Origin of the sequence: Rhodococcus koreensis (assembly GCF_017068375.1) — a bacterium.
Taxonomy (GTDB): Bacteria; Actinomycetota; Actinomycetes; order Mycobacteriales; family Mycobacteriaceae; genus Rhodococcus_F; species Rhodococcus_F koreensis.
The window spans coordinates 939922-961757 of the sequence record NZ_CP070610.1; the positions used below are offsets into that span (position 1 = coordinate 939922).

Annotated in this window: 18 protein-coding genes and 6 pseudogenes; 8 read left to right on the plus strand and 16 right to left on the minus strand. The window is 64.2% G+C overall.

Features of this window, described 5'->3' with window-relative positions:
- Positions 1–105: 105 nt before the first annotated feature.
- Positions 106–286: pseudogene (locus JWS14_RS50820) on the plus strand (glutamate dehydrogenase); the annotation flags it as partial.
- Between the two features lie 223 nt (positions 287–509).
- Here the strand turns inward: JWS14_RS50820 and JWS14_RS45210 are convergent.
- The 6 genes and pseudogenes from JWS14_RS45210 to JWS14_RS45235 form a co-directional block, all read right to left on the minus strand.
- A complete protein-coding gene (locus JWS14_RS45210; protein WP_206016730.1) occupies positions 510–803 on the minus strand; it encodes a hypothetical protein in 294 nt (97 codons plus the stop codon).
- Positions 804–1444: 641 nt separating this feature from the next.
- Positions 1445–1543 (minus strand): annotated as a pseudogene (locus tag JWS14_RS45215) (transposase); the annotation flags it as partial.
- A 186-nt stretch (positions 1544–1729) separates the two neighbouring features.
- On the minus strand, positions 1730–2785 hold the full coding sequence (locus tag JWS14_RS45220; protein WP_061698725.1) for an acyl-CoA dehydrogenase family protein: 1056 nt from the start codon (positions 2783–2785) through the stop codon (positions 1730–1732).
- Positions 2786–2793: 8 nt separating this feature from the next.
- Positions 2794–4032, minus strand: coding sequence for an acyl-CoA dehydrogenase family protein (locus JWS14_RS45225; RefSeq protein ID WP_206016731.1), 1239 nt, complete (start codon positions 4030–4032; stop codon positions 2794–2796).
- Complete coding sequence (locus JWS14_RS45230) at positions 4029–4793, minus strand: enoyl-CoA hydratase-related protein (RefSeq protein WP_206016732.1); 765 nt, start codon at positions 4791–4793, stop codon at positions 4029–4031. The genes JWS14_RS45225 and JWS14_RS45230 overlap by 4 nt, the downstream gene beginning before the upstream one ends.
- Before the next feature lie 7 nt (positions 4794–4800).
- Positions 4801–6399: an AMP-binding protein gene (locus tag JWS14_RS45235; protein ID WP_241031811.1), complete on the minus strand. Its 1599-nt coding sequence runs from the start codon at positions 6397–6399 to the stop codon at positions 4801–4803.
- Between the two features lie 221 nt (positions 6400–6620).
- On the opposite strand from JWS14_RS45235, the gene JWS14_RS45240 reads away from it, so the two are divergent.
- The 5 genes from JWS14_RS45240 (at position 6621) to JWS14_RS45260 (ending at position 10369) form a co-directional block, all read left to right on the plus strand.
- On the plus strand, positions 6621–7412 hold the full coding sequence (locus tag JWS14_RS45240) for a FadR/GntR family transcriptional regulator (protein WP_082764675.1): 792 nt from the start codon (positions 6621–6623) through the stop codon (positions 7410–7412).
- Between the two features lie 147 nt (positions 7413–7559).
- Positions 7560–8912 carry an MFS transporter gene (locus JWS14_RS45245; protein WP_133987647.1) on the plus strand — a complete coding sequence of 451 codons (1353 nt, stop codon included), beginning with the start codon at positions 7560–7562 and terminating at the stop codon, positions 8910–8912.
- A 102-nt stretch (positions 8913–9014) separates the two neighbouring features.
- Positions 9015–9257, plus strand: coding sequence for a hypothetical protein (locus JWS14_RS45250; RefSeq protein ID WP_095869594.1), 243 nt, complete (start codon positions 9015–9017; stop codon positions 9255–9257).
- A gap of 240 nt (positions 9258–9497) precedes the next feature.
- Positions 9498–10124, plus strand: a complete 627-nt coding sequence (locus tag JWS14_RS45255; protein ID WP_206016734.1) for a GIY-YIG nuclease family protein — start codon at positions 9498–9500, stop codon at positions 10122–10124.
- Between the two features lie 95 nt (positions 10125–10219).
- The gene (locus tag JWS14_RS45260) at positions 10220–10369 is read left to right on the plus strand and encodes a hypothetical protein (protein WP_206016735.1); all 150 of its coding nucleotides are present in this window, start codon (positions 10220–10222) and stop codon (positions 10367–10369) included.
- Between the two features lie 34 nt (positions 10370–10403).
- On the opposite strand, the pseudogene JWS14_RS52050 reads toward JWS14_RS45260, so the two are convergent.
- Positions 10404–10754, minus strand: a pseudogene (locus JWS14_RS52050) (oxidoreductase C-terminal domain-containing protein); the annotation flags it as partial.
- Positions 10676–11035: pseudogene (locus tag JWS14_RS52055) on the minus strand (hypothetical protein); the annotation flags it as partial. The pseudogenes JWS14_RS52055 and JWS14_RS52050, both read right to left, overlap by 79 nt.
- Positions 11036–11047: 12 nt before the next feature.
- Here JWS14_RS52055 and JWS14_RS50825 point away from each other — a divergent pair.
- Positions 11048–11236 (plus strand): annotated as a pseudogene (locus tag JWS14_RS50825) (transposase); the annotation flags it as partial.
- 188 nt (positions 11237–11424) lie between these two features.
- Here the strand turns inward: JWS14_RS50825 and JWS14_RS45275 are convergent.
- The 4 genes from JWS14_RS45275 to JWS14_RS45290 all read right to left on the minus strand — a co-directional run bounded on the left by JWS14_RS45275 (position 11425) and on the right by JWS14_RS45290 (position 16305).
- Entirely contained in the window at positions 11425–11799 is a 375-nt protein-coding gene (locus JWS14_RS45275; RefSeq protein WP_206016993.1) for a hypothetical protein, read from the minus strand.
- 455 nt (positions 11800–12254) lie between these two features.
- On the minus strand, positions 12255–13361 hold the full coding sequence (locus JWS14_RS45280) for a 2-oxo acid dehydrogenase subunit E2 (RefSeq protein ID WP_206016737.1): 1107 nt from the start codon (positions 13359–13361) through the stop codon (positions 12255–12257).
- A 16-nt stretch (positions 13362–13377) separates the two neighbouring features.
- Entirely contained in the window at positions 13378–15714 is a 2337-nt protein-coding gene (locus JWS14_RS45285) for a transketolase-like TK C-terminal-containing protein (protein WP_206016972.1), read from the minus strand.
- 303 nt (positions 15715–16017) lie between these two features.
- The gene (locus JWS14_RS45290) at positions 16018–16305 is read right to left on the minus strand and encodes a hypothetical protein (protein WP_206016738.1); all 288 of its coding nucleotides are present in this window, start codon (positions 16303–16305) and stop codon (positions 16018–16020) included.
- Between the two features lie 410 nt (positions 16306–16715).
- On the opposite strand from JWS14_RS45290, the pseudogene JWS14_RS45295 reads away from it, so the two are divergent.
- A pseudogene (locus JWS14_RS45295) lies at positions 16716–17407 on the plus strand (thiamine pyrophosphate-binding protein); the annotation flags it as partial.
- A gap of 50 nt (positions 17408–17457) precedes the next feature.
- On the opposite strand, the gene JWS14_RS45300 reads toward JWS14_RS45295, so the two are convergent.
- From JWS14_RS45300 to JWS14_RS45315, 4 genes are all read right to left on the minus strand, one after another.
- Positions 17458–19080 (minus strand): AMP-binding protein, encoded by a 1623-nt coding sequence (locus tag JWS14_RS45300; RefSeq protein ID WP_206016739.1) that lies wholly within the window; start codon positions 19078–19080, stop codon positions 17458–17460.
- A 166-nt stretch (positions 19081–19246) separates the two neighbouring features.
- Positions 19247–20350 carry a 3,4-dihydroxy-2-butanone-4-phosphate synthase gene (locus JWS14_RS45305; RefSeq protein ID WP_206016740.1) on the minus strand — a complete coding sequence of 368 codons (1104 nt, stop codon included), beginning with the start codon at positions 20348–20350 and terminating at the stop codon, positions 19247–19249.
- Complete coding sequence (locus tag JWS14_RS45310; RefSeq protein ID WP_332113150.1) at positions 20350–20925, minus strand: flavin reductase family protein; 576 nt, start codon at positions 20923–20925, stop codon at positions 20350–20352. The genes JWS14_RS45305 and JWS14_RS45310 overlap by 1 nt, the downstream gene beginning before the upstream one ends.
- A 156-nt stretch (positions 20926–21081) precedes the next feature.
- Positions 21082–21813, minus strand: a complete 732-nt coding sequence (locus tag JWS14_RS45315; RefSeq protein WP_241031812.1) for a creatininase family protein — start codon at positions 21811–21813, stop codon at positions 21082–21084.
- Between the last annotated feature and the right edge of the window lie 23 nt (positions 21814–21836).

Consider the following 21836-nt stretch of genomic DNA (forward strand, 5'->3'; position numbering starts at 1 on the left):
CTGCAGCGCGTCGCGCCGGGGCGGTGCTCTATGTGAGGTCATGGGTACTCCGCCTCGGGTCGCGAAGATTGGAGGACTGGAAGGGATCGGGGGAGGGAGTCGTATCTGAACGCCCCGGTGCCCAGCGGTTTTCTGCTGGGCGATGTGATCGGCGGTTACGGAGTCGCCCAGGCCTGCATCGGTGCGGTGAAAGCATGTGGCTGGACTCCGGCCGACACGACGGTGGCAATCCAGGGCATCGGCACCATGGGGGGCGGCCTGGCATCTGTACGAGGCCGGTATGCGCGAGTACCTGACCCTGCCTCAGTGGCGACGACGTTCGTCCCGGCGAGCCGGGAGTTTGATTCTGGCGGCGAACGCGGCCCGGAAGATCTCGTCGGCGGCATCCCGAGATCCGTTCGGCCAACGGCCCCACCGACCCGGCAGGCGCATTCACGACTGCCTCCCTGCGACGGGTACTCATCACTCCTGTCGGTTGTCTGGAAAGGGCGGGGGTGTGGCGCGCGCGATCACTGGGGGCCGTCCGCGGTGCGGGGTCGGGGTCGGGGTACGAGTTCGAACCAGGCGCTGATCCCGCCCTGTAGGTGCGGATCCGGATAGCTGAGGGCCAGGCCCTGCTGGTCGAAGGCGGCGAACCATTCCGTCCAGGAGATGTGTTCGAGTCCGGAGTCGACTCCGTGCAGGTCGATTCGGAGCACGTCGTTGGCCGTGGTGTGGGGGACCCGGGCGGGGATGCCGTGATGGGCTTGGGTCCATTGACGGATTTCCTCGTGGTCGGTGGTGAGATGCGTGTGTGTGGTCATGAGATCGATCCTGCTGTGTCGCGGCGTGGTGTCGTCGTGGCTCGGTCGCCGGGGCGGGTGAGGTGATCGTCGGGGCGATCGACACCGGGTGCGAGGCGGCCCAGGTGTGGGACCTGGAGCGGGGGCAGTGCCTGCATACCCACTGCGGCCGTATTCAATCAAGGCGTGACCTGCGCACCAGGGCTGCCTTCACGGAGCTGGTGTCGGGCGTTTCCGGCCGGGGGCATGCCGTGGTGGACGCTCATGGTTGCCGTCGAACGCCTGGTCGATCAGCCCGCTTGCGGTGCAGTCGGGGGTCCTCCGGAACTGCTGGCGGTGGGGTCGTTCGGTTCGGGGTTTGATCGGCCTGGTGGGCGGCGCGATCTGGTTCTGGCGGCTCTACCGTGCCAGCGACCGTGACGCGTGAGCGAGGAGCCGGTCGTCGTCGGCAGATGCAGAACGGACGGCGGCCAAGTGATCGCTCCGCGGGACTGTCGAGTGGACGTAGCTCAAGCCATCTGTCGGTGCGGGTGCCCGCGGTCTGCTTCCCGATCTCCAAGCCCAACCCTGGTCCGCCGACCGCACGGCAGCTGGGCACCCGACGTGGACCGGTTGCGAAACGCTCGGGCAGACACGTGAGAAAGGCGACTTTCCGTGTCGTGGACCGACGAGCGGTCGGGGAGAATCCCGACGACATCGGTCCGCCGCCGGATCTCCTTGTTGAGTTTCCTGGGGATTTTGGACCAGCTCTGCCGCCAGATCAATCCCAACTCCACGCATGGGTGCGGAGGACGTTCCTGCCGGATTGCCAGCCTGAGGGTGGACAGTGGGCCGCTCCATCCGATCTCGCGTGTGCGGGCGCGTCCGTTACCGACATTGGTGATGATCGGCTGCAATCATTCCGGCAGGCTAATCCGGTTGGAAGGAACCGACTCCCCGAACAACACCTATATCACCGAAGCGGCAATGACCTCGTGGTGCGTCTCGGTGCTGCCGAATAGCAGTGTGTCGCTCTTAGCTCGCCGAAAGTACCTGTGTAGGGGGTGTTCCCAGGTGAATCCGATACCGCCGTGGATTTGGATGGATTCTTCGGTGGCGTAGGTGAAGGCCTCGGACGCCAGCACATGCGCGATGCTCGCTGCAGTGGCTAGTTCGTTTGTTGGCTTTTCGTCGGAGTTCGCAGCGTCCAGCACTGCCGCGTGCGCCAATTCGAGTGCCACCAGCATGTCGGTGAGGCGGTGCTTGATCGATTGGAACGAGCCTATCGGTCGGCCGAACTGCTCCCGGGTCTTGGCGTACTCGACCGACATTTCCAGGCACGCCTCGGCGGCGCCGACCTGTTCGGACGCCAGTGCTACGAGGGCTGACGCCTGGGCGCGTGGCAGCGTCGCATCTAGGTTCGCGTCGCCGACCGTCTGTGCGTGGGCGTCGAAGAACTCGATCCGGGTCAGTGGGCGGGTGGTGTCCAGGGACTCTAGTGGGGTACGCACGACGCCGGGAGCGTCGCCGTCGATGACGGCCAGCTCGAGGCCTTTCTCTCCGCGTGCGACAACGACGAGAAGATCTGCGCTGTCGCCGTTTACCACGAAATCTTCCGTGCCCCGGAGAATCATCCCGCTGTCACCGGTTGCAGTGGCGGTAATCGGGGTGTCGAAGTAGGGGTACCCGGCGACCAGCGTGGCGGTGCGTTTGCCTGTTGCGATGGCGGGCAGATGTGCGGCGCGGCCCACGTCCGAGGCGCATTCCGAGAGGGTGAGGCCGGCAAGGCACACGGACGAGAAGTAGGGGGCGTCGGAGATGGTGCGGCCGAGTTCGTGCATCACGACCGAGGTGTCTTTGAGGGTGCAACCGGCTCCACTGAAGCGCTCGGGGAAGGGGATCTCGGTCAAGCCCAGGCCGATGAGCCCTTCCCACGGTACGTGTTTCGTATCAGCGTTCTTCGTGAGGTAAGCGCGGACGCTGTCGCGAAGTTGTTCTTGTTCATGGGTCAATTCGAGGGCCATGTTTGCTCCTAGCGCGGTTCTTTGGGCAGCCCGAGGCCGCGTTCGCCGATAATGTTTCGCTGGATCTCGTCGGACCCGCCGGCGATGCGGTAGCCCGGGGCGCCTAGGAGATGCTCGGTCCAGGCATAGGTGTTCTGGGTGCCCGTGTCGGCGAGGATGCGGGGTCCGAGGAATCGGGCTGCGGCGTCACCGATGCGTTTTAGATTTTGCGTCCACACGAGCTTGGCGATCGAGCCTTCGACTCCGGGGACATGGCCGGCGAGTTCGCGCTCGGCCTGCCGGGCGTTGAACATTGCGGTGGCGCGTTCGTAGACGACGACTTGGGCGAGTGTCTGACGCACGTGGGGGTCGTCGGTGATGCCAAGTTGCCTGGCGAGCCTGATCAGGTCGGCTGCGCTGCCGCCGGCGGAGACGATTCCGCCGCTGGAGCTGCGTTCGAATCCGAGGGTGGTCAATGCGACGTTCCAACCGTCGCCGACCTCGCCGAGACGCAGCGAGTCAGGCAGTTCGACGTCGGTGAGGAATACCTCGTTGAAGGTGGAACCGCCGGACATCTGGCGGATGGGGCGGGTTTCGACTCCTGGGGCGTCCATCGGCACCAGGAACGCCGTCATTCCGCGGTGCTTGGGTGCGGCGGGGTCGCTCCGTGCGATGAGTAGTCCCCATTCGGCGAATTGTGCGCCCGAACTCCACACCTTCTGACCGGTGATCTTCCAGCCGGTGTCGGTGCGAACTGAGCGGGTCGTGAGCGCGGCCAGGTCGGAGCCGGCGCCGGGTTCGGAGAATAGTTGGCAGCACAATTCGTCGGCACGCAGGAACGGTTGCACGAATCGTTGTTTTTGTTCCTCGGTGCCGAGCAGATGGATGGTCGGTGCGATCAGCTCCACAGTCACGAGGATGGTTTCGTGCCGCTCCGGGGCGCGGAACTGACGTTCGAGCTCGACGTAGATCCGTTCGTGGGAGGCGGTCAGGCCCGGTCCGCCCCATTCGGGGCCCCAGGTGATCGCGCCGAATCCGGCATCGACGCGTGCGGATTGCCAGGCCTTGCCGCGGACGAGTAGTTCGCGCTCTTCGGCCTCTGTGCGGTTGTGGAAGATGGCGTAGGACTGCTCCGCGTCGTTTCCTGGCAGGTCGGTTTCGGTGGCCGGCAGATGCCGGTCCAGCCGCTGGGACAGCCACGCGGTGGCGCGCTCGCCGAACGCGTCCAGGTCTTCCGGTGTTGCCAGTTCGCGCGTTGCGGTACTCATGGGTTCTTGCCGTTCGTCAGTGCGGTCATTCGTGCCTCGACCGCAGTCTTGGAGTCCGGATGCTCGGACAGCCGGACGGTGAAGGTCTGTTCGAGTTCGTAGCCGCGCTTGAGGTCCATACCCTCGCAGCCGTTCAACGATTGCTTCGCCAGGGTCAGTGCGTAGCGGCTCTTCGAGGCGATGGACCGTGCGCGGGTGAGTGCGGTGTTCATGAGCGTGTCGTGGGGGACTACCTCGATCGGCGCGCCCCACCGCTCGAGGGTGTGTGCGTCGACGGTTTCTGCGGTGAAGAACAGTCGGCGCATTGCTTGCTGCGGCAGCATGCGGGCGGTGAAGCGGCCGCCGCCCAGGACCCCGACGTTCATTTCCGGCAGCCCGAACGTCGCCTTTTCCGAGGCCACCACGAGGTCGCACGATGCGGTCAGGCCAAGTCCGCTGCCTAGTGCCGGCCCGTTGACGGCGGCGATGACGGGGATCGAGCAGTCGATGAGGTTGAACATCGCGCGGCGGACGTTGCGCATCTGTAGTTCACCGCTCGTCGTGTCCATGGTGCGGAAGTCGTTGAGGTCGTTGCCCGCGCAGAACACGTGACCGCGTCCTGTGAGCACGGCGACGTTGACTGTCGGATCGTCCGACAGCCGGTCGAAGGCCTCGGCGAGTTCGCCGTACATTTGGTGGTCGAGTGCATTGACCTTGCCGCGGGCGAGTTCGACCAGGGCGATCCCTGGTTCGGGTTGGGAGATGAGAATGTGCTCGGTCATGTCGTCCTCACTTCTCATGCGCCGCATGAAGGCTGACGCCGACCATCTGCGGCGGGAGGTTGGTGCGGTTGCGGGTCCAGTCTCGGAGCGCGAACTTCTGGATCTTGCCGCTCGCGGTCTTGGGTAGAACGTCCACCACGAAGACGCTCTCGGGGATTTTCTGTTTGGCGACCTCGCGACCGGTCAGGAACTCGTGGACGTCTTCGAGGGTGAGGTCCTGCGCGTGGTGGGTGACGACGAAGGCGCAGCCCCGTTCACCGGTCGTCGCGTCCGGCCCGGCGACGACGGCGACCTCGCTGACGGCGGGGTGCTCGCTGAGCAGGTTTTCCACCTCGTGAGTGCTGATCTTCTCGCCGGAGCGGTTGATGATGTCCTTGATTCGACCCTCGATGTGGATTGCGCCGGTTTCGTCGAACCGTGCGAGGTCACCCGACCGGAAGAAGCCGTCGTCGGTGAACGCCGCGGCGTTGAGCGACGAGTCGAGGTACCCGAGGAAGGTGTCGGGGCCGCGCCACAGGACTTCGCCGACGGAGCCGGGCGCGCCAGGGCGATCGGCGGGGTCGACGATGATCACCTCGGTGGGCCAGAGGACTCGCCCGTCGGTTCGGGTGCGTAATTGCGGTGTGTCCCAACGATTGCCTGCTGTGACGGACGGCCCTTCGGTGGCGCCGTACATGCGGACGACGGTGCCGAGCCGATCGGTGGCCCGGCGGGTCAGTTCGTCCGGCATGTCAGCGCCGCCGCACACGATGTACCTGATCGACGGAGTGGGGCGACCCGCCGAGACCGCGGCGTCGAGCAACCCTTGCAGAAACGGTGTGGAGAAGATCATGAAGCTGGCGTCGTCGCGGGCAATCTTGTCGAGCGCGGCGGCTGGATCCCACTGATCGTGCAGCACGACCGGCGCCCCGAGCAGGAACGGCAGTGTCAAGGCGCAGTTCACCCCGGTCACGTGCGTGACCGGCGACGGGTTGAAGATGACGTCGTTCTCGTTGAGGCCGAACAACTCGATCATCGAGAGGTTCTCGAATACGAGTGTGTTGTGGCTGTGCAGCGCGCCCTTCGGATCCGCGGTCGTCCCAGAGGTGTACAGCAGCAGGCAGACCTGATCCGGATCCGGCTCTTGCAGTGCGGCAACCACCTTCGCGGCTTCAGCCGGGGCGCCGCCTAGCAGCTCCTTCCATGTGGTCATCCGCTCGTCGGTGCTGCGCTCGTCACGGTCGCCGAGGACGACGACCTTCTTCACGTGCGGCAAGTCGTCGAGTAGCTGGTCATACATGGCGGCGTAGTCGAATCCTCGGTAGGTCGCGGGAATGAAGACGGCCGACGCCTGCGCCTGCCCGAGGATGAACCGCAGCTCGCGCCCTCGGTAGATCGGGATTATGGGGTTGGCGACGGCGCCGAGCTTCATGATCGCCTGGTAGATGATGACCGCTTCGGCCCGATTGGGGAGCTGGAACGAAACCACGTCGTCGGCACCGATCCCGACCGAATGCAGCGCCGCAGCGAGCGTGGTCGCGTCGCGGTCGACGTCGGCGAAGGTCAGGCGTGTGTCGCCGTCGATCACGGCCACTGCATCGGGGAACAGCGACGCAGCGCGTGTCAAGTAGTGCCCGATCGGCTGATCACGCCAGTGCCCTGACTTTCGGTAGGTACGGACAAGGTCGGGCGTCGGTGGGCGCGTCGGCCACATCTTTACCTCCGGGAGATTATTGCGTTCGGATGTTGAGTGGGTGCCACGGGTTGACTGGTGTCACGCTAGCCACTTTCCCTAAATATGTACAGAGTTTGTCGATTCGCGCTCCGGCCTGGGTAGGGTTTGTACGCATGGCGGCTATGCACCGAACTGTCGACGAGTACACCGGGGACGCAATGACGAAGGACGATGCCCATCGCGCAACGGGCAGGGCCCCGAAAATGTCCGAGCGCATCGCGAACCAGATAGCGGACAAGATCCTCGGGGGCGGCATCGAGGCCGGTGACCGACTGTCGACCGAGAAGGAAATGGTCGCCGAGTACGGCGTGGCGCGCACGACTGTGCGCGAAGCCCTCCGCCTACTCGAGAGCCGGGGCCTGGTCACCATTCGGGCCGGTGTCGGCGGCGGCCCAGTCGCGTGCCGGCCGCAATTCGAATCACTGGGCAACACCATGAAACTGTTCCTGCAGCTCGAAGGCGCAAATCTCAGCGACGTCATCGACACCCGGCTCACCCTGGAACCGGTGGTCGCGCAACAGGCCACGCCTCGAATTACAGACGGCCAACTGGACGAATTGCAGGCAGCGCTCGACAGCATGCGGACACAGCCCGACGACTACGACAACTTCATCGAGAAGAACGCGCTGTTCCACACCACCATCTACACCGCGTCCGGAAACCCGGTGCTGCGCATCCTCATGGAAACGCTGCTACTGCTGGTACGCGATGCGGAACCCACACGGCACCCTGAGATCACCCGCACCGCCGCCGTCGAAGCGCAGCAGCTGGTGCTCAATGCCATGCGCTCCCGAAATGCCTCCGCCGCAGGAGAGGCGATGGAGGCCTTCGTCCACGACACCGCGAAGTACTACCGTAAGCGCCTTGCACACATCATCTCCGAGCCCGTGCACTGGCAGCTCTAGCGGCTGCATCCCCAAGTTTTCGAAAACATGTACAGATTTAGCGGCCGCGCGGTTATGGTGTGAAAAGCGCTCGCAGGATATGACTCACCCCCCGCCTACGGTGAGCGCACCTTCGGTCCACACTCTCCGCACAGAAATGAGACGTTCGTGGCGACCCACACGAATTCCACCTCGCGCACCCCTACCCTCGAGCAAACTAGGCGCCGCGGCGTTCTCGCCGCCGCCGTCGGCACCATCGTCGAGTACTACGACCTCACCGTCTACGCCTACCTAGCCGTGGTCGTCAGCCCACTGTTCTTCCCCGGCAACGATCCCACCGCCGCACTGCTCGCCAGCCTCGCCGTATTCGCGTCGGCCTACCTCATGCGCCCCATCGGCGGCATCTTCTTCGGCCGCCTCGGTGACCGGCACGGACGCAAGCGCGCCCTGCTGGTCTCCGTACTGCTGATGGGGGTCGGCAGCCTCCTCATGGCATGCCTGCCGACGTACGCGTCCGCGGGCATCGCCGCGCCGATCCTGCTGGTCCTCGCGCGTCTGGTGCAGGGCTTCTCAGCAGGCGGTGAACTCGGCGGAGCATTGACCTACGTCTATGAGACCGTCGGGGAAAAACGTAAGGGCCTCGGCGCCTCGTTCGTCGCACTCGGCAGCAACGGTGGTTTCGCGCTCGCCGCGATTGCGGTCGGGACCGTGTCAGCGCTCACCACTGAACCGCAGATGACCAGCTGGGGCTGGCGGATCCCGTTCCTGCTGGGCGTCCCCCTCCTGCTCTTCTGCCTGTGGACCCGGACCCGCATCGACGACACCGCACAGTTCGAGAATGCCGCGGCCACGGACGACCTGGCGAAGTCACCGTTCGCCGAACTCATCCGCACACACCCCAAGCAGGTTCTGCAGGTGTTCGGGCTCGGCGTGGCACAGAACGCCACCGGCTACATGGTGCTCACCTACATCGGCATCCACCTGGTCCGCCAAGGCGGATTCGATCGGACCGCGGTCACCTGGACGACCGCGCTCATCATCGTGCTTATCGCGCTGTTGATGCCGGTCGCCGGTCTTCTCGTCGACAGATTCGGCAGCGTCCCGGTTGCGGCAGCCGGACTGATCGGATCCGGCATCCTTGCTTACCCGGCCATGTCCCTGATGGGCGGTCACGGGCTGGTCGTCGCGGGCGTGGCCTTCTTCGTCTTTGCGCTCGGCACCCCGCTCATCCAGGTCGCCACTGCACCACTGTTCCCGTCGCTGTTCAATTCTCGGGTCAGGCTCACCGGCGTCGCTCTGGGCTTCAATCTGGCGACGATCGCGACCGGCGGAACGGCTGCGTACATAGCCACCTGGCTGATCGACCGGACCGGGAGCGCCTTGTCGCCGGCATACTTTCTCGCAGGATCGTGCCTCATCGGGTTGCTGACGCTACTCAGCATCCGAACTGCAACCTACGGCGGCGTCCGCCGCGAGTCCGCCTCCCACACGGAAGCCGCTGCGTCCGTCGCACGTCGCTGATGTCGTCCACCCGAATGACATTTCCGAACGCTGCGTCTTTGCGACACTTACTACAGGGATCGTCCGTCTCTACCGTGGCGGGGTGACGTGAAGGGGGCAACCATGGCCCTGGCAGTGCGTACATCGCGTGTCGTGCGCGGCATCGCCGCCGCTTCCAGCGCAGTCCTCGCGTCCTTCGGTATCGCGTTGTCCGTGACGTCAACTGCGCACGCTGCGCCAACCGACGTGCAGTTCTTTCTTCCGACATATGGTGTTACGGCTGCTCCGCCCTACATGTTGTCGTCGGCCGTCGGTGGATGGGTCATCGCGCAGACCGACCTTGAAAAACCGGGGATGACGCTGTAAGCGATGACGCCAACTATTGCTTCTGCAGTATCCAGTGGCGAAACCTATCGACGGGGAAGACCGGCATAACGCAGGTGGCACCTCGAAGCATGCTGAATCGGGGGTATGTACGGACAGGTCCGGGAGTGCTCGTCGCCTCAGTCGGGATTCCCGGGACTCCGAGCTTCACGTTGCTGCCGGGTGCCGGGGTGTGGACGGTTCCGTAGATCGCTGTCGCCGCCCTATGACAACATCCTCCGCATGAGTCCGATCGTTGACCCGCAGGATGAATCTGCGCTCTACCTCGCTGCCTCACCGCACACCCGCGAGCAGGTACTCGCCAGGCCGTGCCCCGTTCCAGCGACTGCTGGTGTCTACGGCTGGTGGTTCCGCAAATTGCCGGCCGCGATCGACACCTCGGGGTGCGCGACGCGGGACGGGCTCACGCTGCTCTACACCGGCATCAGTCCGAGCAAGCCGCCGACCAACGGCAAGGCTCCTAGTACGCAGAACATCCGGAAGCGAATCAAGACCCACCACACCGGTAACGCTGCCGGGTCGACACTCCGCCTCACGCTCGGTTGCCTGGTCGCGGACGAGGTCGGGATCGAATTGCGCCGTGTCGGATCCGGTAAGCGGTATACCTTCCACATCGGGGAGACGCTGCTGTCGAAGTGGATGGCCGAGAACGCCCTCGTCTCGTGGATCGCGCATGAGGAACCGTGGGACCTTGAGGATCGGTTGATTGCGAGCTTGGACGTTCCGCTCAACCTGGACGGCAACTCGCGTAACTCCTTCTATCTCCAGTTGAAGGCTGCGCGTGCCGCTGCGAAGCGCCGGGCAGATGATCTGCCAGTCCTTCCGAACCCCGGCGTGGGCGGGCGGTAATCGAGGTTCGATCGGGCTTCATCCAAGTGTTGCGACCCAAGGTTCTCGTCAAAGGTTCTGGTAGACCATAGATATGGACAGTGTGGCGGAGATTCGTGGTGATGGACTTGTACGCGACGGTGTTCCTCACTGAGAAACTGCGATTCAGGAGCGTACGCCGGCTTGCGCCGTTCAAGCTGGTGATTCAGCGCCGTATCGAGGGGCGTTTCCTGTCGGGCTTCGATGATCAGCTCGAGGCGGCGTAGGTCGAAGTTCTCGACCGCGATGTCTTCGCGGGTTGGGTCGCGCGGGTAACGCGACGATCTTGCGGGACTCTATGTGCACGGCGGGGCTGTTGAGCGATTCGACGCACGTTAATGCGCCATCGCGGAAGCGGAGAACGGAGAACTTTCCGTTCGGGGGGTTGCCATGGACAACGGAGCCATCTTGTTTGCCGGGGATGCCGACGATCTGGAGTTTATGGGCCCCTGTTGAATCCAGAACCAGGGGACCTGGTGATATTCGGTGGGTGTGCCGCTCAGTGTGCGGGCCAGTGCTCGGGCGTGGTCGACTGCGTTGTGGACTGATTCGAGCCGTGTCGGGGCACCGGCGTGGGTGCAGGAGAAGTGGGCGCAGTCGCCTATGGCCCAACTGTGCGCGTCGCTGGTGCGTAGGTAGGGATCGACCGCAATCCCGTTGAGGTTTGAAAGTCGGCCGCTGTGGCGAGTTCGGTGTTCGGATCGACCCCGATTCCGATCACGACTATGTCGGAAGGGTAGCGTTCGCCGCTCCGGCCGCTTGCGGCACAGACGCGGGAGTTGTCGCCCTCGATCGCCTCGCCGAAGACGAGGCGGATCCCGGCGGATGCGTGCGCGTATGCGAAGTGTTGGGACACTCCTCGGATAGGACACGCGCCATGGGACGCTGCCCATGCTCGATCACGGTCGGCGGCCAAGATCATCGGTGAGAACGCCGACGTGGACCGCTTCCACTCGAAGGAGGCGTTCGCTCGACACAGTGGTACCGTGCCGTTACCGGTGTGGTCGTCGATCTGTGCTCGACATCGTCTCTCGCGCAGCGGGAACCGGCAGCGCAATGCAGCCATCCACCGGATCGCGCTCACTCAGGCCCGCTGCAAGATGATGCACGCCTACTCTTGGCCCGCCGCAATGCCAGTAGTGACGGCGGACTGGAGACGCTCCGCTTTCTCAACGCAGGCTCTCAGACGTCGTCTTTCGTGCCATGTTCGCCGACCAATCACTGTCAGTAACCATCGTCGCTGCTTGACAGCGGAGCTAGGGGCAGTCCTCCCATCGGCCCGTTATGGGCGTTGTGAGAAGTAGATGGATCGGAGGGTGGTGGCAATCTGGGGGTCGCAGTCAGGCATCGAGATGACGTCGGCCAGAACTTCGAAGTATCGGGCCGTTGTCATGCCGTATCGGACGAAAATATCTTCCGTGGGCATCTTTCCGTAGGGCGCCCATGCCTGTGCGAAACGTATGAGATCAATGCTTTCGCTTGGTAGCTGACAGTATCGCGCTCGGCGTAGTTCGTCGGATATTCGTGCGCGGCGCTGGCGGCGGTAGGCTTTCAGCTGGTCGGTGATGGAATCTGCGGACAAGGGTGTGTGGTTTCCGGTGGGAGTGCTGCGTTCGGGATTTTCCGAACGGCTAGTCGATTTCGGTTGTTCGGACATGATCGTTTCCTTTTCGCCCGCATCTCGGCCTGCTTGGTGATGAGAATCGTGCCGAGCAGAGATGCACGCTGAGGGTCCTAGTCGATCGCGTGCCAACTCTTGTTTTCCGCGGTGTGTCCCATTGGGGTTGTCGGCAGCGAGAATTGATGCTCGCTCTGCTTAATCGGGGATTGCTGGTCTTGAGGCGTCCAACTTGTGCTGGCAGAGTGTGATGATGCGTTGCCGGTCCGGTGGGTCCAAGCGTGGGCACGGTGGTGTCAGTAGGAGTGTGAGGAGTCTGCGGTAGTACATCGTTGGCTGCAGTCCGAACTCCGGCAAGATGTACTCGTCGAAGTCGGGGAGGGTGTAGTCGTTTACTGCAACTGTTGGGGCCCACCGTAGGGCGAATTCGACGAGTCGGTGATCGTCTCGGGTGCCGTGTCCGGGCACAGAGCCTGGGGTGTGTGCTGGCCCGTTCACTGTAGGTCCGAGGGGTCGAATCCGTCTTCCAGCCGCTGCCGGACGGTGGCGAGGTAGCGGGCGGCGTCGGCGCCGTCGACGATGCGGTGGTCGTAGGACAGTGACAGGTACGCCATCGACTTCACGTTGATCTGGAGTGCGCCGCCGTCACCGAGGGTGGGGACGAGGCGTTCGACGACGGCTCCGATTCCCAGGATGGCGGATTGGGGTTGGTTGATGATCGGGGTGTCGAAGAGTGCCCCGCGGCTGCCGGTGTTGGTGATTGTGAACGTGCCACCGGAGAGGTCGTCGGGGCGGATCGTTCCGGTCCGCACACTGGCGGCGGAGTCGGCGACAGCCCGGGCGAGTTCCGGGATAGGCAACGTATCGGCGTCGCGGATGACGGGCACCATCAGCCCCTTGTCGCTGTCGACGGCCATCCCGAGGTGTACTGCCCCGTGGTAGGTCACCTCGGTGCAGTCGGCGTCGAGCGAGGAGTTGATCACCGGATGCTCGGCGAGCGCGTCGACCGCGGCGGCGACGAAGAACGGCAGGAACGACAGCTTCACCCCGGTCCGGCGGTGGAAGTCTTCCTTCTCCCGGTTGCGCAGCCGGGAGATCTCGGTGACGTCGACCTCGAGGACGGTGGTCAATTGTGCTGATGTCTGCAGAGATTCGAGCATCCGCTGTGCGATGGTTCGCCGAATCCGGGGCAGCTTTTCCACCCGGTCGCCCGCGGCTGACAGTGCAGCAGCCTCCGGGGTAGTCGGGTTCGATACAGGTGCACGTGCCGGAGCAGAAGTGGCGGTTGTCGGTGCAGGCGCGGGAGTTGCCTCGGCAGCGGGTGCCGGCGTGTCCTGGGTATCACTGCCTTGTGCGCTAAGGACGGCAAGTGCCGCGCCGACCTCGACGACAGCGTCTTCCGTGGCGATGATCTCGAGGAGGGTGCCTGCGGCAGGGGAGGGGACCTCGGTGTCGACTTTGTCGGTGGCCACCTCGAGCAATGGTTCATCCTGCTCGATGTGGTCGCCTGGGGTTTTGAGCCAGCGGGTGATCGTGGCTTCGGTGACGTTCTCACCGAGCGACGGCAGCACCACTGTGGTGCCTGTCTGTGTCGTGGTCATTCTGGGTCTTCCTGGGTTAGTCGACGAGGTCGAGCGCGGTGCGGACGATGCTGTCGGTGTCGATGCCGTGGTAGCGGTAGACGTCGTCGAGGGAACCGACCTGCCCGAATTTGCTGACACCGAGCGCGGCGCCGGGGACGTGGTTGATCCCGGTCAGGAACGCGAGGGTGTGCGGGTGTCCGTCGAGGACGGTCACCATCGGCGCCGCCCGGCCGGCGGGGAACACCTGATCGAGGATCCACGACGGGCCGTCGGCGAGGCCGCGGCGCGCCTGCACCGCCTCGAACAACAACCCGGGACTGGTCACGCACACGACGTCGGCGGCAATCCCCTGCTCGGCTAACCGGTCCGCGGCCGCGAGGGTTTCGGTGATCATCGCGCCCATCCCGACCAGCGTGATCGCCGGCTTGTCGCTGTGCCGGAGGGTGTACGCGCCGGCGACCACCTGACGGCGGCGGCGTTCCCGGGCGGCGGGATCGGTGGGGACGGCGGCGAGAGTCTGATCGACCGGGCGGGTCGAGAGCCGCAGATACGACGAGGAGCCGTCCGGGCGGCCCAGGCGGGAGATGCTGTCGAGCAGCGTCCACTCGACGTCGATCGCGAAGGCGGGTTCGTAGCTGATGCAGCCGGGCTGTTCGAGGCCGATCGACGGGGTCTTGATCGACTGATGCGCCCCACCCTCCGCGGCGAGGGTGACCCCGGACGGGGTGCCGACCAGGATCGACTGCCCGCCAGCGTAGATCCCGTACGACCACGGCTCGAGGGCGCGTTCGACGAACGGGTCGTACATCACCCCGATCGGGAACAACGGCTGGCCCCAGCGACTCCAGGTGGAACCGAGCTCGCCCATCAACCCGACCAGGTTCGTCTCCGCGATGCCGAGTTCCATGTGCTGCCCGGTGGGCTTTTCCCGCCAGTGCATGATCGTCTCGGCGTCGTCGTCGAACCAGTTGCGGCGCTCGTTGGGTGACCAGACGCCGACCTTGTTCAGCCAGCCGGCCAGGTTCGTGGTCGAGGAGACGTCGGGGCTGACGGTGACCACCCGTTTCGCAGCGTCGGGGGCCTCCCGGGACAGGTCCAGCAGCGCCCGGCCCAGGGCGGCCTGCGTCGTGGACGTCCCCGACGGGGTGCGGCCGATATCGGCCGGGACCGCGGGCGGGGTTGCCGGTTCGACGGGGTTCCGCCGCAACCTGTTCGCAGTCGCCGCGCACACCTGGCCCGCCGCACTGTCGGCGTCGAACCTAGCCCACGGTTTCGGCGGGTCCATGCCCAGTTCCGCGGCGAGCTGTTCGTACTGCTCGACGGTCAGCAGCGACGAGTGATTCTGCGGATGCCCCTGCGTCGGCAGGCCGCGACCCTTGATCGTGTAGGCGATGATCACCGTCGGGCGGGTGTCGTCGATCTGCGCGTACGCGGCGCGCAGGGCGTCGAGGTCGTGACCGCCGAGGTTGCGGATCGCGTCGAGGAGGGTGTCGTCGTCGAGGCCGGCGATCAGTGCGGCAATGGCCATCGCATCCGGCCCCGCTCCTGGCAGCCGGTCCCGCACCTGCTCCGCGTCACACCGGAGCAGCCGCTGGTACTCCGGGTTGGGCATGTCCAGGATCCGGGTCCGCAGCGCCGCACCGCCCGCCCGGGTGAACAGCGACTCGAGCAGGGTCCCGAATTTCACGGTGATCACCTGCCATCCGGCGGCGGAGAACATGGCCTCGAGCCGGCCCGCGGCGATGTTCGGCACCACCCGGTCCAGGGACTGCCGGTTCAGGTCGACGATCCACACGATCTCCCCGAGTTCGGACACGGACGTGTCGAGGATCGCCTCCCACACCGCGCCCTCGTCCAACTCGGCGTCACCGACGAGCGAGTACTGGCGGCCCGTGCCCGCAGAACCGATCTGGGTGTTCACGTAGCGGCGGGCGATGGCACCCCAGATCGGGGCCGTCGCGCCGATGCCGACCGACCCGGTCGAATAGTCCACCGGATCAGGATCTTTCGACCGGCTCGGGTACGACTGGAGGCCACCGAACTCCCGCAGCGTCGTCAGATACTTCTCGTCCAGCTCACCGAGCAGGTAGTTGATGCCGTGCAGCACCGGCGAGGCATGGGGTTTGACCGACACCCGATCCCCCGGCCGGAGCTGCTCGAACCACAACGACGTCATGATCGAGACCATCGACGCGCACGACGCCTGATGCCCACCCACCTTCAACCCCGTCGGATTCGGGCGAACCCGGTTGGCGTGGTGGATCATCGCGGTCGACAACCAGAGCACCCGGCGTTCGATCTCGCGGAGCACCTCAGGGGTCGGTGATTGTTCAGAAGGGGCGTGGAGATCAATCGTGCGAGTGCCGTTCATCATGTCCGTCCTTGCTGTGAGATCCTGGCGCCAACGTTGATCAGCATGCTCAGGGTGTGAGCGAGGCAAATCGTGTGGCAAAGGGAGCCGGACTTGGATGAGGCCGGTCCTGTCGATGACAGCGTTTCGAGCTACCCATCGCGAGGTGCGTTCCGGATGCGGAACTAGAGACAGTCCATCATCCGCATGGGCTTTCGGCAATACCGCTCGCCGAACTTGCGCATTCTGCGAATCATCGCCCGCACAAGTGCAGTTGGGGGTTGGCAATATGCCCACCGGGAGCACTGTCGACTCCATCGACGCCTAGATCCTCAAGGCACTGACCGAGGATTCGCGGGCCACCGTCATCGCGTTGGCCGACATGGCCAGCCTGTCCCCCCGAAACACCGTGCAGGCCCGCTCGGTGAGCTCGAAAAACAGGGTGTGCTTCACCCGTTCGAACGCCGAATCGGACCTGGTCGCCCTCGGATACCCGCTGACCGCGTTCATCCTGACCGGTGTCACGCAGCGGAAGCCGACGCCCATCGCGGAGTCGCTGGACGGCATCCTGAGGTGGTCGAGGTGCACGGGACGCAGCGGGGTCACAGACATTCTCATCCACGTGGTGGCCTGCTCGCCCCATCGATGTCGAGGATCCGGCCCGCAATGCGGTAGAAGTCCGATGCGCCAGCTCGCTTACCGGCTGAACTCTCCGCTGGCATAGCTCGTCGACGGCCGTGACCGCGGCGGCGGCTCAAAGTGCTCACCGACGGTCTCGGAAAAGTCTCTGTCGCAGGCAGTCTGCTGAAGTAGTCACGGAGCGATTGGGGATCCGCCTTGGTTGATGCTGAATGCTCGTTCGCGTTTCCCGACCCGTAGTCGACACCATCCTCAGATCTCTAGGATGCGCGACAGGCAGCGACGTCGCACTCCGGATTACCGCCTCGCCGAGTCGCTCCCAGCGCTTTCGATTGCCACAGTGGATTCCCGTAAGCGTCCTGGCCCGTCTGCCAGCCCAATACATGACACACCGCCTCACCCAACGCTCCCCGGAAAGTGGCAGCGGAGCTCAGTCAGTGGTGCGCTGGCTCGAAGAACTCGGTGTCGACTGCGTGTTCGGCATCCCTGGGGAGCCATTTTGCCGGTATACGGCCCGCTGCTCGAATCGACCCGCATCCGACATGTTCTTGTCCGGCAGGAGCAAGCCGACGTCCATGCCGCCACAGGATATGTGCAGGCCGCTGGTAACGGCGGCGGCCACATGGCCACCTCCGGCCCCGGCGCCACCAATCTCGTGACCCCGGCTCGACGCACAGATGCACTCTGTTCCCCGCGTCGCGATCACCGGCCAAGTCTCCCGCGACCTCATCGGCACCGATGCCTTGTAAGACGCTGACATCCGCGGCATCACCATGCCAATCACCAAGCACAACTTCCTGATCACCGACCCGGCCGACTTCCCACGCACCCTCGCCGATGCCTTCCACATCGCCTCCAGCGGACGCCCGGGGCGGCACTCGTCGACATCGCGAAAGACGTTTTGCAGGCTGCAGCCACGCTCTCGTGGCCACCAGAGAAGCACCTGCCTGGCTATCGACCACCTGACGCGCCGTCGCCCGAACAGATCCGCGCCGCAGCCAGCATGATCGGCGAAGCCGAGAGACCTGTTCTCCAAGGTGGCGGCGTGATCAAGGCAGATGCCGCGAGCAAACTATGTCCCACGCGGTGCCGGGCGCCACCGACTGTGCAACAGCGCGGAAGATCTCAGCCGTTGATCATGTTTTGCAGTGAACTCCACTCCGCCTCACGCAGTTCGTTCTTGCGGATCTTTCCGGTTGAAGTTCTGGGAAGATCGTCGACGAACTCGACCGATCGTGGTGCCTTGTATGACGCGATACGTGATTTCACGTGTGCGATGACCTCGGCCTCGTCGATGTGCGCTCCACTGGCAGCCATCACGAACGCTTTTGGTCGTTCGCCCCACTTGTCGTCAGGTGCCCCCACGACGGCGGCTTCGAGTATCGCCGGATGCGACAGAATAGCTTGCTCTACCTCGATCGTCGAAATATTCTCTCCCCCGGAGATCACCACGTCCTTCGCACGGTCGAGAAGTTGCACGTATCCGTCGGGATGCATGACGCCCAGGTCACCTGAGTGGAACCAACCACCCTCGGTTGCTTTCCGCGTGCCGTCCTCGTCGTCGTAATAGCCTTTCATCACAGTATTGCCGCGCATGACGATCTCGCCCATCTCTGTGCCGTCTGCGGCCACGTCGGTCAACTCGCCCGCCGGTGAAAGTCCGGGACGCACAACCCGCAGCCGCTCGGCAGTGATCGTGCCGACACCCTGGCGCGCCGTGAGTTTCGCGTGGTCCTCGACATCCAGCTCGTCCCACTCGGGCTTGGGTTCACAGACGGAGTAGGGTCCGTAGGTTTCAGTGAGGCCGTAGATGTGCACTATCGATGCGCCCAGAGCGCGGATCCTGGCGATGATGGTGGGGCTGGGTGGCGCACCTCCATTGCTGATGGTCAACGGTGTTGTGAGGAGATGGGCCTGCTCAGCGTTGGCCAGGAGGGTCAGAACTGTCGGTGCTCCGTTGAGGTGTGAAATCTGGTGCTCGTCGATCAGCGACCACATGCTGTCGGCGCGCACCGCCCGGTAGCAGACGTGTGTACCGAGCGCGGCAGTGACCGCCCAGGTCGTGCACCATCCGTTGCAATGGAACATCGGCAGGGTCCACAGATACTTGGTGGTCTTACCAAATCCTGAATGTAGGATTCCGCCGAGCGAGTTGAGGTAGGCGCCGCGATGGGAGTACATGACTCCTTTAGGGCGGCCCGTGGTGCCGGAGGTGTAGTTGATTGCTATCGTGCGGTTCTCGTCGTCTATCTCCCAGCGTAGATCGTCGTCCTGGCCGCGAGTGAGCAGCGAGTCATAGCTGTGAAGTTCGTTAGGTGCGGTGAAAAGGCCTTCCACCGTGGGTAGTTCGATCCACTCGTTGACGGTGGCGAAATCTAGTCCGGCGTCGAGCAGCGGCTTCAGTAGCTCGATTTCACCGAAGAGCAGGTGCACACCAGCATGCCCGCAGATGTACTCGATCTCGGCCGCTGACAAGCGTGTGTTGATCGCGACGAGTACACCGCGTGCGAGGGGGACGGCGTAATGGGCGATGAGCAGCTCGGCGGAGTTGGTGGACAGATATGCGACCCGTTCGCCATCCGTAATACCGGAAGTTCGAAGTGCTTTTGCGAGGGCCTGTACTGCGGCGCCGAATTCACGGTAGGTCCATCGGCGCTCGCCGTCGATGATTGCGATTTTGTCGGGCATGACCTCGACTGCACGTTCGAGGAAGCGAATGGGTGTCAATGGAATGTCGAGACCGGTCACGGATCCTCCAGGTGAAGCAGCGCTTCATACGAGCGCTGGGCGGGTCGGGTGCTTGTTGCGAGTTTGCGGCGGCGACTACGTCGATGCCTCGAGGGGAAGTGGAGTTCCTGCGCCGGCGTTAAATTCGCGCCCACAGCTTTCGTCCCCCTGCCGCGGTTCGAGGCAGTCAGAGCGACGCGGCGGTCTTGTAGGCCGGATTGCGGACAGTCGGCGTCAGGTCGAGCGCGCAGGCCGACGTCGGGATCTGACCACCCGGCCATCCGCACACCATGACCGTGGTGAATCCAAGGTGAGTGAGGATGGAAGTGATGGATCCCTGTGCCAGTTCGTGTCCCTGAACCGTGTACTGGTTGGCGGGCCGCGGGTTCGACCGCAAGTAGACGATGATCCCGCCTTCTGTGGCGATTTGGGCTCGACGGGTCTCGAACTCATGGCGGCACCCGCAGTCGGATACGAGCGGATCGCGGTGCGAACATTCGAAGACGATGTACACCGTCGGAGCTGCCGCAGGCGTTGTTGAACCGATGAAGGCCGTGTGGTGGGCGCCGGTCAGTTCGTCGTCGAAGTCGACTACGCGCATGGACCTGTCTGGAACGTCCACAATCCGTGTAGCAGTATGGCGAACCCGCCCAACGTGGCCGTCGCCGTGATGTAGGCGGTAGTGCACCACATCCTGGAGCTGCACTACTGGAACGCTGTGAACCCGGGCGAATGCCGCGAGTTCGGTGCCCTGCAGCAGGGTTCCATCGTCACTCAGCAACGTGGCCGTCAGCGCTACTGGCGGAAGTCCGGCGATTTCGCACAGGTCGACCGCCGCTTCCGCACTGTTTCGGTGCTCGATCACTCCGCGTGGAGCTGTTCTCAACGGCAGGATGTGTCCCGGCCGCGTCAGATCCACTGGGCGGGTCTGCGGGCTGGCGAGCACCCGAGCGGTCCGCGACCGGTCTGTCGCACTGATACCGGTTCCGACGCCGGCAGCGGCGTCCACACCTATACCGAAGGCCGGAGTTGTTGCGCTGAAGCCGTTGCCCCGCACCATTGCGGGCAGTTCCAGCTCGTCTGCCCGGGTCGAGCGCATCGCCGAACACAACAGTCCGGAGGTGTATCGAACTGCCCATGCGGTCCACCGTGGGCTGGCGAGGGCGGCGGGAATCAGCACATCGGCGACTTCCTGATCGTCAGCTCCGCTGACGATCAGTACCGGCGCTCCGGTGGTCAACGCGTTTGTCGCGGATTGGATTCTTTTTTTCAGATCACAGACGTCGGTCATCACGATTCCTCACCGATCACGAGGGTGCGAAAACGGCTGTCATGAAAGACAAGGGGTTTCGCTGTCTCATTTACCGCGGTGCTGTTGACCTCCAGAAGTACAACATCGTGGTCCCCTGCGGGGATCGACGTTGAGATCCTGCAATCGAGCCATGCTGCGGCGTCGGCTAGGAATACTGCAGTGGATTCGCCTGCAAACCAAGAGATCCCGGCGAACCGATCGGTGTTCTTGGCCGCGATCTGGCGACTCGCCGCTTCGTGCGTCGATGCCAGGACCGAGATACCGAGATGGCCGTCCTTCGACAGAGTCGGCCACGTCGTCGAAGTGTGCTGCACGCAGATCGACACCAACGCCGGGTCCATGGACACTGGTGTGAACGAGGTAGCTACGATTCCCACCGGTCGTCCCTCCTGGAGCGCGCATACTGCCGCGACGCCAGTCGGGTACTGCCCGTACAGTCGGCGGAGCCTGGTGGTATCCCGTTCCGAGTCACCTGTCTTTACTGGATCGAAAGTCATCATGGCGTACCGCCTTGGCTGAGTGGTGAATTGATCTGCTCGTTGAACACACTGCATCGCTCACGGAGGTCGCCCTCCGAGTGGTGGAGGCGATCCGGCGACGACCGGTACGAAGTCGGGTTGAATGTCCCCTTCGTTGTGTGGGGACGATTGTATCGAGCGGACTTATCGGCGTCGGAGGATCGCGTAAGGGTTGCTCCCATGTCGTGCATGTCAGGCACCCCGGGCACGCGCATGCTGGACGATGAGGGAGGTGACGGCATCGAGGCATGCCGCCCCGATGGATGGCGACGCGCCCGCAGGGTCTCCCAGGACACCGTTTGGCGATATCGAACTGATGCCCTCACGGAAGGCGCGATCGAGGAGTCCCTTGTCAACCATGCCCGAGTATCCGCGGGCAAAGCGCTCGACGCGAACCTTGTCCGGGTGAAGTGCGAGCATCACAGAGGTTTCCGCGACGTCGGCGTGCCCACCGACGTTGCCGCCCAGGGAGGCCATGTCCTCGGCGGCCCAGCGCCAGGCGTCCAGAATCGCTTCACTGTCGGTGAAGACGATGACCGACAGTGGTGCCAATTTGTCCGCCAGACGCAACTCGAAGTCGCGCATGACCGGGTAGTTGCCGATGTGGCCCGAGAACAGGACAATCCGCTCGAAACCGGACGCGGCCAGGTGGGCGCCGTAGTCTTCGCAGATCGCCTCGAGAGTCGACGCCCGGAGAGACAGTGTGCCGGGGTATCCGAGATGATGTGGCGAGTATCCGACACGAACGGTCGGCAGGACGAGCGCACCGCCGAGGTCGTTCGCGACCCGCACGGCAAGCTCGTCGGCGTGGTCGGCGTCCATTGATAGCGGTAGATGCCGGCCGTGTTGTTCGACTGCACCGAGGGGCAGGATCGCTGTGCGTGCCCCGTCTGCGATTGCGTCACCGATTTCGGCACTCGTCATGTATTCGATCCGAAGTTCGTTCA